15 protein-coding genes are annotated in these 12,034 nt (G+C 69.7%); 4 read left to right on the top strand and 11 right to left on the bottom strand.

Features of this window, described 5'->3' with window-relative positions:
• Nucleotides 1-83: 83 nt before the first annotated feature.
• Together tsf and rpsB are read right to left on the bottom strand one after the other, a co-directional pair.
• Nucleotides 84-908 carry a translation elongation factor Ts gene (gene tsf / locus AC5W7N_RS09820; protein ID WP_163811684.1) on the bottom strand — a complete coding sequence of 275 codons (825 nt, stop codon included), beginning with the start codon at nucleotides 906-908 and terminating at the stop codon, nucleotides 84-86.
• A 99-nt stretch (nucleotides 909-1,007) separates the two neighbouring features.
• Nucleotides 1,008-1,841 carry a 30S ribosomal protein S2 gene (gene rpsB / locus AC5W7N_RS09815; RefSeq protein ID WP_036538333.1) on the bottom strand — a complete coding sequence of 278 codons (834 nt, stop codon included), beginning with the start codon at nucleotides 1,839-1,841 and terminating at the stop codon, nucleotides 1,008-1,010.
• Between the two features lie 809 nt (nucleotides 1,842-2,650).
• Between rpsB and AC5W7N_RS09810 the strand changes: the two genes are divergently transcribed.
• From AC5W7N_RS09810 to AC5W7N_RS09800, 3 genes are all read left to right on the top strand, one after another.
• A complete protein-coding gene (locus tag AC5W7N_RS09810; protein WP_195019711.1) occupies nucleotides 2,651-3,121 on the top strand; it encodes a hypothetical protein in 471 nt (156 codons plus the stop codon).
• A 435-nt stretch (nucleotides 3,122-3,556) separates the two neighbouring features.
• Entirely contained in the window at nucleotides 3,557-4,075 is a 519-nt protein-coding gene (locus AC5W7N_RS09805; protein WP_490724173.1) for a M23 family metallopeptidase, read from the top strand.
• A 7-nt stretch (nucleotides 4,076-4,082) separates the two neighbouring features.
• Complete coding sequence (locus AC5W7N_RS09800; protein ID WP_495923555.1) at nucleotides 4,083-4,598, top strand: DUF1990 domain-containing protein; 516 nt, start codon at nucleotides 4,083-4,085, stop codon at nucleotides 4,596-4,598.
• A 37-nt stretch (nucleotides 4,599-4,635) separates the two neighbouring features.
• Here AC5W7N_RS09800 and AC5W7N_RS09795 read toward each other — a convergent pair whose 3' ends face one another.
• Genes AC5W7N_RS09795 through AC5W7N_RS09785 form a run of 3 tightly spaced genes read right to left on the bottom strand, consistent with a single transcriptional unit; the run spans nucleotide 4,636 to nucleotide 6,240 of the window.
• Nucleotides 4,636-4,944 (bottom strand): DUF202 domain-containing protein, encoded by a 309-nt coding sequence (locus AC5W7N_RS09795; protein WP_163811675.1) that lies wholly within the window; start codon nucleotides 4,942-4,944, stop codon nucleotides 4,636-4,638.
• Nucleotides 4,941-5,306: a YidH family protein gene (locus AC5W7N_RS09790; protein ID WP_495923554.1), complete on the bottom strand. Its 366-nt coding sequence runs from the start codon at nucleotides 5,304-5,306 to the stop codon at nucleotides 4,941-4,943. The genes AC5W7N_RS09795 and AC5W7N_RS09790 overlap by 4 nt, the downstream gene beginning before the upstream one ends.
• A gap of 10 nt (nucleotides 5,307-5,316) precedes the next feature.
• A complete protein-coding gene (locus AC5W7N_RS09785; protein WP_175585815.1) occupies nucleotides 5,317-6,240 on the bottom strand; it encodes a tyrosine recombinase XerC in 924 nt (307 codons plus the stop codon).
• Nucleotides 6,241-6,429: 189 nt separating this feature from the next.
• Between AC5W7N_RS09785 and AC5W7N_RS09780 the strand changes: the two genes are divergently transcribed.
• Nucleotides 6,430-6,696 (top strand): hypothetical protein, encoded by a 267-nt coding sequence (locus tag AC5W7N_RS09780; protein ID WP_163811671.1) that lies wholly within the window; start codon nucleotides 6,430-6,432, stop codon nucleotides 6,694-6,696.
• Between the two features lie 115 nt (nucleotides 6,697-6,811).
• Here AC5W7N_RS09780 and dprA read toward each other — a convergent pair whose 3' ends face one another.
• The 6 genes from dprA to lepB all read right to left on the bottom strand — a co-directional run bounded on the left by dprA (nucleotide 6,812) and on the right by lepB (nucleotide 12,022).
• On the bottom strand, nucleotides 6,812-7,939 hold the full coding sequence (gene dprA / locus AC5W7N_RS09775) for a DNA-processing protein DprA (RefSeq protein ID WP_495924074.1): 1,128 nt from the start codon (nucleotides 7,937-7,939) through the stop codon (nucleotides 6,812-6,814).
• A 98-nt stretch (nucleotides 7,940-8,037) separates the two neighbouring features.
• Nucleotides 8,038-9,546, bottom strand: coding sequence for a YifB family Mg chelatase-like AAA ATPase (locus tag AC5W7N_RS09770; RefSeq protein ID WP_495923553.1), 1,509 nt, complete (start codon nucleotides 9,544-9,546; stop codon nucleotides 8,038-8,040).
• A complete protein-coding gene (locus AC5W7N_RS09765) occupies nucleotides 9,546-9,902 on the bottom strand; it encodes a YraN family protein (RefSeq protein WP_195019717.1) in 357 nt (118 codons plus the stop codon). The genes AC5W7N_RS09770 and AC5W7N_RS09765 overlap by 1 nt, the downstream gene beginning before the upstream one ends.
• Nucleotides 9,903-10,001: 99 nt before the next feature.
• Nucleotides 10,002-10,307: a DUF2469 domain-containing protein gene (locus AC5W7N_RS09760; protein ID WP_011210678.1), complete on the bottom strand. Its 306-nt coding sequence runs from the start codon at nucleotides 10,305-10,307 to the stop codon at nucleotides 10,002-10,004.
• Nucleotides 10,308-10,350: 43 nt separating this feature from the next.
• Nucleotides 10,351-11,148, bottom strand: coding sequence for a ribonuclease HII (locus AC5W7N_RS09755; RefSeq protein WP_490724253.1), 798 nt, complete (start codon nucleotides 11,146-11,148; stop codon nucleotides 10,351-10,353).
• Between the two features lie 76 nt (nucleotides 11,149-11,224).
• Nucleotides 11,225-12,022: a signal peptidase I gene (gene lepB / locus AC5W7N_RS09750; protein ID WP_280212463.1), complete on the bottom strand. Its 798-nt coding sequence runs from the start codon at nucleotides 12,020-12,022 to the stop codon at nucleotides 11,225-11,227.
• Nucleotides 12,023-12,034: the final 12 nt, after the last annotated feature.

Below are 12,034 nucleotides of genomic sequence, written 5' to 3'. Positions count from 1 at the left end.
GTTGGAGCGGCAGCAGAAGGCCCCCCGTCGACCGGATGATCGGTGCGACGAGGGGCCTTCTCGCTCGTGTGGCGCGAGGGCTCTCAGCTCGCGCCGACCTCGAACCGGGCGAAGCGGGTCACGGTGACACCGGCCTCGTCCAGCAGGGCCTTGACGGTCTTCTTCGAATCGGTGACCGACGCCTGCTCGAGCAGGACGACATCCTTGAAGAAGCCGTTGACGCGGCCCTCGGTGATCTTCGGCAGCGCGGCCTCGGGCTTGCCTTCCTCGCGAGCGGTCTGCTCGGCGATGCGGCGCTCGTTCTCCACGATGTCGGCCGGAACCTCGTCGCGGGTCACGTACTTGGCCTTGAGGGCGGCGACCTGCATGGCGGCGGCGCGCGCGGCCTCGGCGGCGGCGTCACCGGAACCGGTGTACTCGACCAGCACGCCGACGGCAGGCGGCAGGTCAGAGGCACGCTTGTGCAGGTAGGTGGCGACCGGGCCGTCGAGGGAGACCACGCGGCGCAGCTCCAGCTTCTCGCCGATCTTGGCGGCCAGTTCCTGCACCGCGGCATCGACGGTCTTGCCGCCGAGGTCCAGCGCCTTCAGCGCCTCCAGGTCGGCCGGCTTGGCGGCCGCGGCGGCGGTGACGATCTGGTCGGCCAGGCCCTGGAACTCGGCGTTCTTGGCGACGAAGTCGGTCTCGGAGTTGATCTCGACCATGACGCCGTCCTTGGCGACGACCAGGCCCTCGGCGGTGGTGCGCTCGGCGCGCTTGCCGACGTCCTTGGCGCCCTTGATGCGCAGCAGCTCGACGGCCTTGTCGAAATCGCCGTCGGTCTCGGCCAGGGCGTTCTTGCAGTCCATCATCCCGGAGCCGGTCAGCTCCCGGAGCCGCTTCACGTCAGCGGCGGTGTAGTTCGCCATCGGGGGCGAGCCTCCTTCGAAAAGGTTAGGTACCGGGCAGTGGTGGCCACGATGGCAGTGCCAGGTGGCCACCACTGGAACAGCGGATGACGCCGAAACTCAGGCCTCGGCCGGGGTCTCGGTCTGAGCGGCCTCGGCAGCGGGAGCCTCGGCGGCGGGGGCGGCCTGCGCCAGCAGCTCCTGCTCCCACTCGGCCAGCGGCTCGCCCGCGCCCGCTTCGGGCTTGTCGTCACCGGCGGCGCGGCCGGCACGGGCCTGCACGCCCTCGGCGACGGCGGAGGCGACCACCTTGGTCAGCAGCGCGGCCGACCGGATCGCGTCGTCGTTACCCGGGATCGGGTAGTCGACCAGGTCGGGATCGCAGTTGGTGTCCAGGATCGCGATGACCGGGATGTTCAGCTTGCGGGCCTCGCCGACGGCGATGTGCTCCTTGTTGGTGTCGACGACCCAGATGGCCGAGGGCACCTTCTGCATGTCGCGGATACCGCCGAGGGTGCGGTCCAGCTTGTTCATCTCACGCGTGAGCATGAGGATTTCCTTCTTGGTGCGACCCTCGAAGCCACCGGTCTGCTCCATGGCCTCGAGCTCCTTGAGGCGCTGCAGGCGCTTGTGCACGGTGGAGAAGTTGGTCAGCATGCCGCCCAGCCAGCGCTGGTTGACGTAGGGCATCCCGACGCGAGTGGCCTCGGCCGCGATCGACTCCTGGGCCTGCTTCTTGGTGCCGACGAAGAGCACGGTGCCGCCGTGGGCGACGGTCTCCTTGACGAACTCGTAGGCCTTGTCGATGTAGGTCAGCGTCTGCTGCAGGTCGATGATGTAGATGCCGTTGCGGTCGGTGAAGATGAACCGCTTCATCTTCGGGTTCCAGCGGCGGGTCTGGTGCCCGAAGTGTGCGCCGCTGTCGAGCAGCTGCTTCATGGTTACGACAGCCATAGCTCCCGTATCTCTCTTTCGTTGCCGGTTGACGCAGCACGCCGGCGGCCTGCTGCCCTGGCGCCCCGAACCGCCGGACCCGATCTCGTGATCGGGACCAGCCGACGATTCCCCGTCCATTGCTGCGCTGGCGCGACCGGGCACACTTCTGATGAAGTGCGCACCGGATCGATCAGCGCCATACGAACGAGCACGGTGGCGCGCGAAGTCGGTCCATGGGAAACACAGACCGCGCGATCAGTCTACGGCGTGGATCACCACCATTGAAATCGCCCTGGTGGAAGAGGGTTTATCCACATCAACCGGGGTTGTCCACAAGGGGCGGCTCTGGGCTGTCCGGCGCGTCCTGCGCACGCCACTGTTGAGCCATGACACCGCCCTGTGATCCCTCGCCCACCCGATCGCTGCGGGCCTCCGAGCCGCGCGCCGCGGCGGCCCTGCCAGCCGGCGGCACTGCCCGACCGCCCCGCGACGCCACTCCGCCTATCAGCGGCACCACCCTGCCCACCGGCCACGCTCCCGCGCCACCCCACGAGGCCACCCAGCCAACCGGCGGCTCCACCCTGCCGCCCCGTGAATTTCCGCCCCTCCGATCCGTGCGGGCCTCCCAGCCCCGCGCAGCGGCCGCCCTGCCAACCAACAGCGCTGCACTACCGCCCCGCGACGCCACACCGCCTATTAGCGGCACCGCCCTGCCCACCGGCCACGCTCCCGCGCCACCCCACGACGCCACCCTGCCAACCGGCGGCGCCACCCTGCCAATCGGCCGCGCCACCCTGCCGCCCCGTGATTGCTCGCCCCTCCGATCGATGCGCGACTCCCGGCCGCGTGCCGCGGCCGCCCTGCCAACCAGCGGCAACGCCCGACCGCCCCGCGACGCCACTCTGCCGACCGGCGGTACCATCCTGCCCGCCGACCGCGCTGCCCTGCCGCCCCGCAACGGCACGCTGCCAGCCGGCGACTCCGCCCAGGCCGCCGACAACGCTGCCGTGGTCCCGGGCCGCGCAGGGCCCGGCAGCAGTGTGACCGCGGCCGGCTCGCGCGGCGCCAGTGGCATCCGAACGGTGCGCCGGCTGCTGTCGGGCCTGCTGCCGTTGGGGCTGTTGGTCGGGCTGTTCGTCGCGACAGCTCCCGACGGCGAGGTGGCCGCCGCGCCACGGCAGCGCCAACCCGAAGCGTGTGCGGTGCTCAGCAGCGGATCGGCCTGTGCGCTCGGGCCGTTGCTGCGCGGTTTGGCCCGCAACGCACCGCTGCCGCGCACGCCGTCCGGGTCGCGATGAGCGCAGATGACGCACAGGCAGGTGGACCGGAAACCACGCGCGTCGGTGATGAATCGGCCGCCGCCTTCGCGGGTACCAGCCGTGCGGACCCCGGTTCCTGGCACACGGCCGAACCCCCCGGTTCCGGCCGCGCGGCTGAGAGCCCCGATTACGACCACGCACCATGGCGCGCAGCCGATCGCCCGGCCGAGCATCCAGGTTCCAGCCGCGCGGCGACGCAGCACCCTCGATCCAGCTGCGCGACCCAGCGGCGCGGATCCGACCACGTGGCCGAGCACCTCCGATCCAGCCGGGCAGCCGAGCACTCCCGATCCAGCCGGGCGCCCCACCCAGGTGCCGGCCCCGTGGCCGAGCACCTTGGTTCCGGCCGCGCACCGGGGCACGCAGTCGGTCGAGCGAGGACGGACCCCGACGGTCGTCGGGAGGCTGGCTGCCTTGGTGCTGGTCGGGATATTGCTCGGTGCGGGTGGGCACGTTGCCGGGGCGGCGCCGGCCACCCGATTCGATTGGCCGTTGCGGCCGCGGCCGGCGGTGGAACGGCGATTCGAGAAGCCGCCGCAGAACTGGTTGCCCGGGCATCGCGGAGTAGATCTGGTGGGTTCGCCTGGGCAGGCGGTGCTCGCGGCGGGAGACGGGATCGTCGTTTTCGCGGGATCGGTGGCGGGGAAACCGGTGGTGTCGATCGATCATGCGGGCGGGCTGCGCACCACCTACGAACCGGTGACGGCCGAGGTGCCGGTCGGCCGCCGGGTGGGGCTGGGCAGTCGGATCGGGGTGCTGCAGGCCGGGCATGAAGGCTGCTCGGCCGCGGCTTGTCTGCACTGGGGGTTGCGTCGCGAGTCGACCGGCCGGGGAGGGCGCGAATACCTGGATCCGCTCGGACTGTTGCACCTGGGTCCACTTCGGTTGAAGCCGGTGCGTGACGCTTCCTCCCCGACCATCGACCGACCATGATCGAGGCATGCAGAACCCGGACGATCCGCCGTTCACCTACGCCGAGGTCGGTGCCACGCACGGCCCGCTTCCAGCCGGCTATCACCAGTTCTCGCTCCGCAGGCCCATCGGCCACGGCAGGGAGCTGTTCGAACGCGCAGGCGAGGCGATCAACGCCTATCGCATGCAGCGCGGAACCGGCATCTTCCACGCCGCGAGCACCCCGACCGCCGAACCGGGGACCCTGCTCACGGTGCGCCTGGGGATCGGCCCACTGGCCATCACCGCCCCCTGCCGCGTGGTCTATGTGCTGGACGAGCCCGACCGCCGCGGCTTCGCCTACGGCACCCTCCCCGGCCACCCCGAGTCCGGGGAAGAACTGTTCGCCGTCGAATACGCCCCCTCGGACGAGAGCGTCTACGGCGTCGTCACGGCCTTCTCTCGCGGCGCCACCTGGTACACCCGCCTCGGTGGCCCCGTGGCCCGCCTCGCCCAACGCGTCATCGCCGGTAAGTACATCGACGCACTGCCGCGCTCCGGGTAGCTGGGCCACAGCAGCGGGCGCGAGCCCTCGGCACTCGTCAGCGGATCGGGTGCGTCACGCCGATCAGCACCGTGACCAGCGCTGTGACAGCGGTCGAGAGCATCGCCAGCCGGACCGCGAGGGTGCCGTGCCGGTTGCGGCCGTGGCGCAGATCGTGGCTGCGCAGGGCACCCACCACGGCCAGCACGGCCATGGTGAGTGCGCCGGCGAGCGGGGCGATCGAGGTGGCGCGCCAGCCGTCGGCGATGGCGGCGTTCAGCAACAGCATCGTCACCGCCGTGGCGCCCAGTGCGCTGCGGCGCCACGCCAATGCGGTTCGCTCCGCGGCCAGGCCGGGTGGTGTCATCGCAGTAGCACCGCGACACTGGCGAGCAGCGCGATGGCGGTGATGCCGGCGGACAAAATCGGCACCATAACCGTGCCGGGCAGTGGGCCACCCCTGCGCATCGCCTCACCGACGCGCCGCCAATGGCCGTAGGCGCCGACCGCGAGCACGAGTGCCAGAGCCAGGCAGCACAGCACAATCGCACGCCGGAATCCCGCCACATGGAACGGCTGCACCAGGGTGTGCACGGCGACGCCGCCCGCGAGCAGGCCGAGCGAGGTGCGCATCCAGGCCAGGAAGGTTCGTTCGTTGGCGAGGGTGAATCGGTAGTCGATCTGCTCCTCGTCATCGTCGGATTCGGCATCCGGGTTCGGCAGGGTCATGGCGGCCCTCTCACGCGCGGGGATGTGCCTGGTCGTGCACCTTTTTCAACCGTTCGACGGAGACATGGGTGTAGAGCTGGGTGGTGGCCATGCTGGCGTGGCCGAGTAGTTCCTGGACCACGCGCAGATCCGCGCCGCCTTCGAGCAGGTGGGTGGCGGCGGTGTGCCGCAGGCCGTGCGGCGCCATGTCCGGTGCGCCGGGAATGGCCGAAATCACCTCGTGTACTGCGGTTCTGGCCTGGCGAGGGTCGAGACGGCGACCGCGCCGGCCCAGTAAGAGGGCGCGACCGGATTCGGCGGTCGCGAGATCGGGGCGGCCGAAACGCAGCCAGTTGCCGATCGCATCGTCGGCCGGGGCGCCGAAGGGGGCCGAGCGTTCTTTGTTGCCCTTGCCCAGGACTCGCACGAGCCGGCGTTCCCGATCCACATCATCGATATCGAGCCCGCAGAGCTCACTGACCCGTATTCCGGTGGAATACAGCAACTCGACGATGAGCCGGTCCCGCAGGGCCATCGGATCACGCTGTACCGCACCCGATTCCGCTGCGTCCATCACCGCGGCGGCCTGCTGTTTGCCCAGTACTGCCGGAAGGACGCGATGCGCCTTCGGCGAACCGAGCCGCAATCCGGGGTCGACACCCAAGCGTCCGGTTCTGGTGAGCCAGGCCGTGAAGGTGCGAGCCGATGACGAGCGGCGAGCCATCGTGGTCCTGGCGGCACCCGCGGCGGACTGTGCCGCCAGCCAGGAGCGCAACAACGCCAGATCCAATTCCCGCACCGACGAATCCGACGAGCGCGCCACCAGATGCGTCAGCAAGGACCGCGCGTCGGCGACATAGGCGCGCACGGTGTGTGGCGAACGATTGCTCCCCAGCCGGAGATTGCGCCCGTATTCGGCCAGCAATTCCTCCAGGTCCTCGGGCAGCGCATCCATCGCTCCACCGTCACCCGCGACACCGGTGTTGGCAAGTCGGCGCGCCGCCGCCCCGCTCACAACCCGTTTTGCCTGTTCGAGGTATCGGCCTCCCACGCTTCGGGTGTCCGGACTGCGAAGATTGCCCGGTTCGATCAGTCGATTCACCGATGCTCACAGAAGGGACACCCCGTGCGTCATATCGCAACTGTGTGTGCTGTCGCAGGAACACTGATCCTCACCGCCGCCGGAACCGCCTCCGGTGCCGAGGGAGTCCTCGTCATCAACGGCACCGAGCATGAAAATCCCACCGGCTGCGTCGAGGTACACGAGCAGCCCGCCCGGTTCCACATGATCAACGACACCGACTCCCTGGCGGTCGTCTATGTCGATGCCGGCTGCAACGGCGAGATCACCGCTGAGGTGGATCCCGCCACGGACGCCGGCGTCTACGGCTCCTCGGTCCGGATGGAATGAGGCCGGCTCGCCGGTGTCGTACCGGCGAGCACATGGTGGCGGTGTTCCCGGTCATCCCGGGCCCGGAACACCGCCACATCCGGTGCGCCGGGTGTATCCGGCCGAGCACCTGAGTTCACCTGATTCCCGGCGGCTGCTCGAACCCGACCCGGTACCACCCCTCTCCCCCGACTCCGACCAACCCGGACAGCTCCAGCTCGGCCAGCACCGCCCGTACCGTGGCCACCGGCAGCGCGGTGCTGGTGGCCAGCTCGTGCGGTACGCGTGAACCGGCGGCCGGTAGCGCGGCGTACACCAGTTGCTGGTCGCCGACGAGTTCGTCACCGGCGTCGACGGCGGCCGTGATCGGTAACGACAGGCGCAGGGGCCCTGCCTCATCGATGACGTCTTCGGGCCCCGTGACCAGCACGGCCTCGCCCTCGCGGATCATCCGGTGACAGCCCACCGAGGACGCCGAGGTGATCGGCCCGGGAACCGCCAGCGCTGGACGCCCCAGGCGCCGAGCCCATTTGACGGTATTGCGGGCGCCGCTGCGCAGCCCGGCTTCGACCACCAGCACACCGTCGGCCAGCGACGCCACCAGCCGGTTACGCGCCAGGAACTGGTGCTTGCGTGCGACGGTGCCGGGCGGATATTCGCTGATCACCAACCCGGTTTCGGCGATCTGAGTGATGAGGCGTGAATGCTGAACCGGGTACGCGCGGTCGATCCCGCAGGCCAATACCGCGATGGTGGACCCGCCGGCCGCCAGCGCGGCCCGATGGGCCATCGCGTCGATGCCGAACGCCGCACCGGACACGATCGTCCACCCTCGGCAGGCGAGCTCGCCTGCGATCTCCGCGGTGGCGCGATCACCGTAGCCGGTACTGCATCGGGCTCCGACCACCGCGAGCGCCTGTTCGCTGGCGCCGAGAAGCGAAAGCGGGCCGCGCACCCACAGCGCCAGCGGCACCGCACCATCGACGTCCCTTCCCGGTTCGAGCTGTTGTAGCCCCAGCAGCCGCCACGCGGGCCATTCCGGATCCTCTGGAGTGACCACGCGACCGCCGAGCGCCCGGATGCGTTCGAGATCTTCGGCGGCCCGATCGACCCCACGTCGAGCCGCTGTCGCCGCACGCAGCACCTGCGGTAACCGGCATTCCCGCACCGCCCGCGCCGCTTCCACCACACCCACCGAATCGATCAGCGCCGTCAACGGCGCGCACGGTCCCTGGACCACCCGCGACAGGTAGATCCATGCCAGCAGCCGTTGCTCGGACTCATCGCGGCCGTCCTGCCCGAGCACGGCAGCCCGGGCTGCCACCGCGATCTCGTCGCCGGGCCGGCCGGAGCGTGCCACGGTCACTGCGCACCACGCTGCCGGAAGTTCAGGGCCTGCATGACGTCTTGCGCATTCGGTACGTCGCCACCACGTAGATCGCAGATCGTCCACGCCACCCGGATGGCCCGGTCCGCGCCACGCGCGGACAGTCGCCCCATCCGCAACCCCGCCTCCACCGGTGCCGTGACCTCGGACGGTAGCCGAAACCGTTGCCGCAGTACATGTCCGGGCACCTCGGCGTTGGTGAGCCACCCGAATTCCCGCCAGCGGTGCGCGGCGGCCCGGCGCGCGACCGTCACCCGTTCGCGGACCGTCGCGCTGCTCTCGGATTCCTCTGCGCCGAAGGTGCCACCGGCCATCCCGTACATCTGCACCCAGATATCGATCCGATCCATCAACGGCCCGGACAGCTTGCCCAGGTAGCGACGCCGGGCCAGGGGCGCGCAGATGCAGTCGACGTCACGCGCCGGCGCACACGGACACGGGTTCGCCGCCAGCATCAGCTGAAACCGGGCCGGATACCGTGCGACACCGTCGCGGCGGGCGATGCGCACCTCGCCCTCCTCCAGCGGAGTCCGCATCGCTTCGAGCACCTTCGTGCCGATCTCGGCGCATTCGTCGAGGAACAGCACCCCGCGATGGGCTCGGCTCACCGCACCGGGCCTGGCCGAACCCGACCCGCCACCGACCATCGCCGTCGCGGAGGTGGAGTGGTGCGGAGCGACGAACGGCGGCATGGTGATCAGCGGATGGTCGCCGGACAGTGTGCCAGCGACGGAGTGGATCGCGGTCACCTCGAGGGCTTCGGCCTCCGACAGCGGCGGCAGCAATCCGGGCAGCCGCTGCGCGAGCATCGTTTTGCCGATGCCCGGCGGCCCGGTCAACAGGATGTGATGCCCGCCCGCAGCGGCCACCTCCAACGCCCAGCGTGCCTCGTGCTGGCCGACGACCTCGCTGAGATCGCCGATGGTCCGCGGCTGCTCGGGCAGATCGCGGTCGGGTTCGGTCAGGACGGCTTCGCCACGCAGCCAGGCCAGTGCGCATCGCAGCGTCGCAGCTCCGAGCACCTCGATGCCGTCGACCAGACCGGCTTCCGGCAGGGCGGCCTCCGGCACCACCACCGTCGCGCATCCCGCTTTCCTGGCGGCGAGCACCGCGGGCAGGATGCCGCGCACCCGCCGGATGCGTCCGTCCAGGGCCAGTTCGCCCAGCAGCACGGTGTGGTCGAGTTTCTTGGACGGGATGGCATCGGAGGCGTCCATGACGGCCGCGGCCAAGGCCAGGTCGTACACCGAGCCGACCTTCGGCAGCGTCGCGGGCGACAGCGCGAGGATCACCCGCCCGTCGGGCCATTTCTCACCGGAGTTGGCGACCGCCGCTCGCACCCTGTCGCGCGATTCCTGCAGCGAGGTGTCGGGCAATCCGACCAGGTGTACCGACGGCAGCCCCTGACCGATGTCGGCCTCGATCTCCACCAGCTGGCCGTCCACGCCGCTCACCGCGACCGAGCAGGCCCGCCCGAGCGCCATCAGAACACCGCTTTCAGGTGGTCGATCACCGGTGCGCGCTCATGGGAGACCAGGACCGAAACCACGTCGAAGCGGATGCGTTGCCAGGGACCGTCCTGTTCGGACAGCCACAGCAGCGCCAGCCTGCGGATGCGTTGCCGTTTGGTGAAGGTCACCGCCTCGGCGGGTGTGCCGAAGCCGAGCCCGGCTCTGGTTTTCACCTCGATGAACGCCGTGACGTCGCCTTCGCGGGCGATCACGTCCAGTTCGCCGTAGCGGCAACGCCAGTTCCGGCAGATGATGTCCATGCCCGCGGCTTCCAGGAATCGTGCCGCCAGGTCTTCCCCGTGTGCGCCGAGCGCCAAGTTGTGTGCCACCCGGTCAGCATGCGGTGCCGGCCGTCCCGCGCCGGACCGCTCACCTGGGGAAACAGAAACCCTGGGGATAACCCGGGCCTGTGGATAACTACGGCAGCGCTACTCCGGCAACCGCAGATCCGGCTTCTCCAGCTCCTCGATATTGACGTCCTTGAAGGTGATCACGCGGACGTGCTTGACGAAGCGGGCGGGCCGGTACATGTCCCAGACCCAGGCATCGCTCATCCTGACCTCGAAATACACCTCGCCGTCGGCGTTCTGCGGTCGCAATTCCACGGAATTGGCCAGGTAGAAGCGACGCTCCGTCTCCACCACGTACGAGAACTGCCCGACGATGTCCTTGTACTCGCGGTACAGGGACAGCTCCATCTCGGTTTCGTACTTCTCGAGGTCCTCGGCGCTCATCGGGTGGGACGTCCTCCTTCTCGCGGCACTGCGTGTCCTGACATCATCGCGTATGTAACGCTTCGGTAGCCAGTCGGTCGGACGTGACCTGATCCACGATGACCGAACCGGAGGACACCACCACCTCGTGCCGCACCGGCCTCCCGCCCGCCCCCGCGGGCTCGTGCTCGCGCACATTGCGCCATGATCGCCGGTGTTCGGCACACGGCCCGAGCTGCCGCAACGCGGCATTGTGCTCGGGCGTGTTGTAGCCCTTGTGGGCGGCGAAACCGTAGCCGGGCAGCCGCTGATCCAGCTCGACCATCATCCGGTCGCGCGTGACCTTGGCGAGCACGCTGGCAGCTGCGATGCAGGCCGCGGTGGCGTCACCACCCACCACCGGCAGCGACGGCACCGGGATGCCGGGCACCCGGAATCCGTCGGTGAGCACATAGCCGGGGGTGCGGCCGAGTCCGGCGACCGCGCGGCGCATGCCCTCGAGGTTGGCGACGTGGATGCCGATCGCGTCGATCTCCCAGGCCGGGATGACCACCACATGCCAGGCCAGCGCCAGCCGGGTGATCACCGGGTACAGCTCCTCGCGGGCCGCCTCGGTGAGTTTCTTCGAATCATCGAGACCGGCCAGCGCGTCATGAGCCTTGGGGGACAACATGCACGCCCCGACCACCAGCGGCCCGGCGCTCGGACCGCGTCCGGCCTCGTCGACGCCGGCGACCGGCCCGAGACCGCTGCGGTTCAGGGCCGCCTCGAGGGTGCGCAGCCCACCGGCCTTACGCATGACCACCCGCGGCGGCCAGCTGACACGCTCCACACTCGGCAGGCGACGCTCGGATCGGGCCATCGGCGTCACCGCCGCCCAGTCGTGCAGGTCGAACCGGTCCACACAGCCCACAGACCGATTATCGCGCGAACAGCCATCAGTTGGTTTGCGGATCCTGCGCTCGGACCGGGCCGATACGCCCGGGCGGCCAGATCTTGAACACTGCCTTGCCGCGGACGTTGTCCACCGGCACGGTGCCCTGGAGTTCGTCGCCGACGTGAGCGCGGGAATCGGCGGATTCGTTGCGGTTGTCGCCCATCACCCACAGGTGCCCCTCGGGCACGGTGACCGGGCCGAACACCCGCCCCACCGGGTAGGAGGCGTTCTTCTCGCCCTGGACCCACGGGAAATCGTCCTCGACGTAGGGCTCGTCGAGCGGTTTACCGTCGACCATCACCCGGCCTTGCGGATCGCAGCATTCGACCGTCTGGCCGCCGACCGCGATCACCCGCTTGACCAGGTCGTTCTCGTCGGGCGGGACGAGGCCGAAGAAGGAGAAGAAGTTCTGCACGCCGCGCATTACCGGATTGTCCGAGCGGATGGAGCGGTAGTGGGTGTTCCAGGAGTCGGGGCCGACGAACACGACGACGTCACCGGGCTCGGGCTCGCCCCAGTAGTAGCTGAGTTTCTGCACGTAGATGCGGTCACCGGTGCAGCCGGTGCAGCCGTGCAGGGTGGGTTCCATCGACTGCGACGGGATGACGTACGGGCGTCCGACGAACGTCACCATCAGTGCGGCGATTACAGCGGCGATGACCAGCAGGATCGGCAGTTCCTGCCAGAAGGGCCGCTGTTTCTTGTCCTTGCGTCCGCGTCGGTCACGCCGTGCGCGACGCCCCTGCGGTTGCCCGTCGTCTGCACCGGGCACGGTCACCGGCCCACTCTCGTCTGCCACGCCGAACAGATT

Source organism: Nocardia sp. CDC519, assembly GCF_059509835.1.
The sequence above is the reverse complement of the archived record's forward strand: the minus strand, read 5'-3'. Positions and strand labels throughout refer to the sequence as shown.

Excerpts from the sequence above, each read along its gene's own strand:
- tsf (WP_163811684.1), bottom strand. The coding sequence starts at position 908 with ATGGCGAACTACACCGCCGCTGACGTGAAGCGGCTCCGGGAGCTGACC.
- rpsB (WP_036538333.1), bottom strand. The coding sequence starts at position 1,841 with ATGGCTGTCGTAACCATGAAGCAGCTGCTCGACAGCGGCGCACACTTC.
- AC5W7N_RS09810 (WP_195019711.1), top strand. The coding sequence starts at position 2,651 with ATGCGCGACTCCCGGCCGCGTGCCGCGGCCGCCCTGCCAACCAGCGGC.
- AC5W7N_RS09800 (WP_495923555.1), top strand. The coding sequence starts at position 4,083 with ATGCAGAACCCGGACGATCCGCCGTTCACCTACGCCGAGGTCGGTGCC.
- AC5W7N_RS09795 (WP_163811675.1), bottom strand. The coding sequence starts at position 4,944 with ATGACACCACCCGGCCTGGCCGCGGAGCGAACCGCATTGGCGTGGCGC.
- AC5W7N_RS09790 (WP_495923554.1), bottom strand. The coding sequence starts at position 5,306 with ATGACCCTGCCGAACCCGGATGCCGAATCCGACGATGACGAGGAGCAG.
- AC5W7N_RS09785 (WP_175585815.1), bottom strand. The coding sequence starts at position 6,240 with ATGGATGCGCTGCCCGAGGACCTGGAGGAATTGCTGGCCGAATACGGG.
- AC5W7N_RS09770 (WP_495923553.1), bottom strand. The coding sequence starts at position 9,546 with ATGGCGCTCGGGCGGGCCTGCTCGGTCGCGGTGAGCGGCGTGGACGGC.
- AC5W7N_RS09760 (WP_011210678.1), bottom strand. The coding sequence starts at position 10,307 with ATGAGCGCCGAGGACCTCGAGAAGTACGAAACCGAGATGGAGCTGTCC.
- AC5W7N_RS09755 (WP_490724253.1), bottom strand. The coding sequence starts at position 11,148 with ATGGCCCGATCCGAGCGTCGCCTGCCGAGTGTGGAGCGTGTCAGCTGG.